Origin of the sequence: Pseudomonas sp. (assembly GCF_050739655.1) — a bacterium.
In the GTDB taxonomy this organism is placed as follows: Bacteria; Pseudomonadota; Gammaproteobacteria; order Pseudomonadales; family Pseudomonadaceae; genus Aquipseudomonas.
In genome coordinates this window covers 1-1,487 of the sequence record NZ_JBOIBY010000103.1, presented here as the reverse complement: position 1 = coordinate 1,487, position 1,487 = coordinate 1, and the positions used below count along the sequence as shown (strand labels likewise).

The 1,487-nt window shown below is 57.1% G+C and carries 2 protein-coding genes; both read right to left on the bottom strand.

Annotation, left to right across the window (positions count from 1 at the left end):
• On the bottom strand, window positions 1–57 hold a 57-nt coding region (locus tag ACRESJ_RS05560), incomplete at its 3' end, for a protease modulator HflK N-terminal domain-containing protein (RefSeq protein ID WP_431757009.1).
• A 96-nt stretch (window positions 58–153) separates the two neighbouring features.
• Window positions 154–1,455 carry a ribosome rescue GTPase HflX gene (gene hflX / locus ACRESJ_RS05555; RefSeq protein ID WP_431757008.1) on the bottom strand — a complete coding sequence of 434 codons (1,302 nt, stop codon included), beginning with the start codon at window positions 1,453–1,455 and terminating at the stop codon, window positions 154–156.
• Window positions 1,456–1,487: the final 32 nt, after the last annotated feature.

Here is a 1,487-nt window from a genome sequence, read left to right as displayed (position 1 = left end):
CTTGCCACCCCAGGGATCCTGATTATTCGAGTTGCCACCCGGCTCATTCCAAGCCATAGCGCTCTCCATCTGATAAAGCAAAGACGCACCCACGGCGCGCCGACCAATGCTACAGAATGCCTGTCACCACGGCACAACCGCTTTCTCAGGCTTTTATTGCAAAGTGTGTTGCTCGATGAACTCCATCGGTTGCAACCCTTCGCGGCTCACCAACCGATTGAACTCGGCTCGTGGCAAACGAACGGCCAGCAAACTGATGCCTTCGTCATCGTGTTCTTCCTTCTGTACCGCACCGAGTTCGAAAAACTGCGCACGCAGTCGAGCAAAACGGTTCGGTAAGCGCAAGGTGCCAACAAACAATTCATCGCCCAGCAACTCGGCAATCGCTTGCTCAAGCAATTCCAGACCACTGCCATCACGCGCCGACAGCCAGACCCGTTGGGGCTTGCCGTTTTCGTCGCGCTGGATTTGTGGCTCAACGCCTTCAAGCAAATCGAGTTTGTTATAGACCTCGAGGATCGGCAAGTCCTGAGCACCAATCTCACCCAGCACCACCATTACCTGCTCGATCTGCAACATGCGATCTGGTTCGGCCGCATCGATCACATGCAACAACAGGTCGGAGTTGCTCGACTCTTCGAGGGTAGACCGAAATGCTTCAACCAGCTTGTGGGGCAAGTGGCGAATGAAACCCACAGTGTCCGCTAGGACAATCGGCCCCAAATCGTCTATATCCAGACGACGCAGGGTCGGGTCCAGCGTGGCAAACAATTGGTCAGCTGCGTAGACGTCGGATTTCGTCACGTTATTGAAGAGCGTGGATTTACCGGCGTTGGTGTACCCCACCAGGGACACGGTAGGAATATCCGCACGTGATCGGCCACGGCGCGACTGTTCGCGCTGACTGCGAACTTTCTCCAGCCGGCCCTTGATCTGCCGCAGGCGAACCCGCAGCAAACGGCGGTCGGTTTCCAACTGGGTTTCACCCGGGCCACGCATGCCGATACCGCCACCCTGGCGCTCAAGGTGAGTCCAGCCACGAACCAGCCGGGTGCTCATGTGGTCAAGCTGGGCCAGTTCGACCTGGAGCTTGCCTTCATGGGTACGGGCGCGCTGGGCGAAAATATCGAGAATCAGACCGGTACGGTCGATCACGCGACACTCGAAAACACGTTCGAGGTTACGTTCCTGACTGGGCGTGAGGGTGTGATTGAAAATCACCAGATCCGCCTGTTCGGCTTTGACCAGATCGCGCAGTTCCTCGACTTTGCCACTGCCAATCAGGGTCTTGGCGGTTGGCCGATGACGCGGCACGTTGAAAAACGCGACGGTCTCGGCACCCGCCGAATTAGCCAATTCCTGAAACTCCTGCGGATCTTCGCGCGCCTCAGGGTCCTGTCCATCCAAGTGAACGAGGATTACTCGCTCACCACCACCGTGGCGCTCAAAGAACAAAGGAGACTCCTATCAGGCGTTACCTGGCTCAG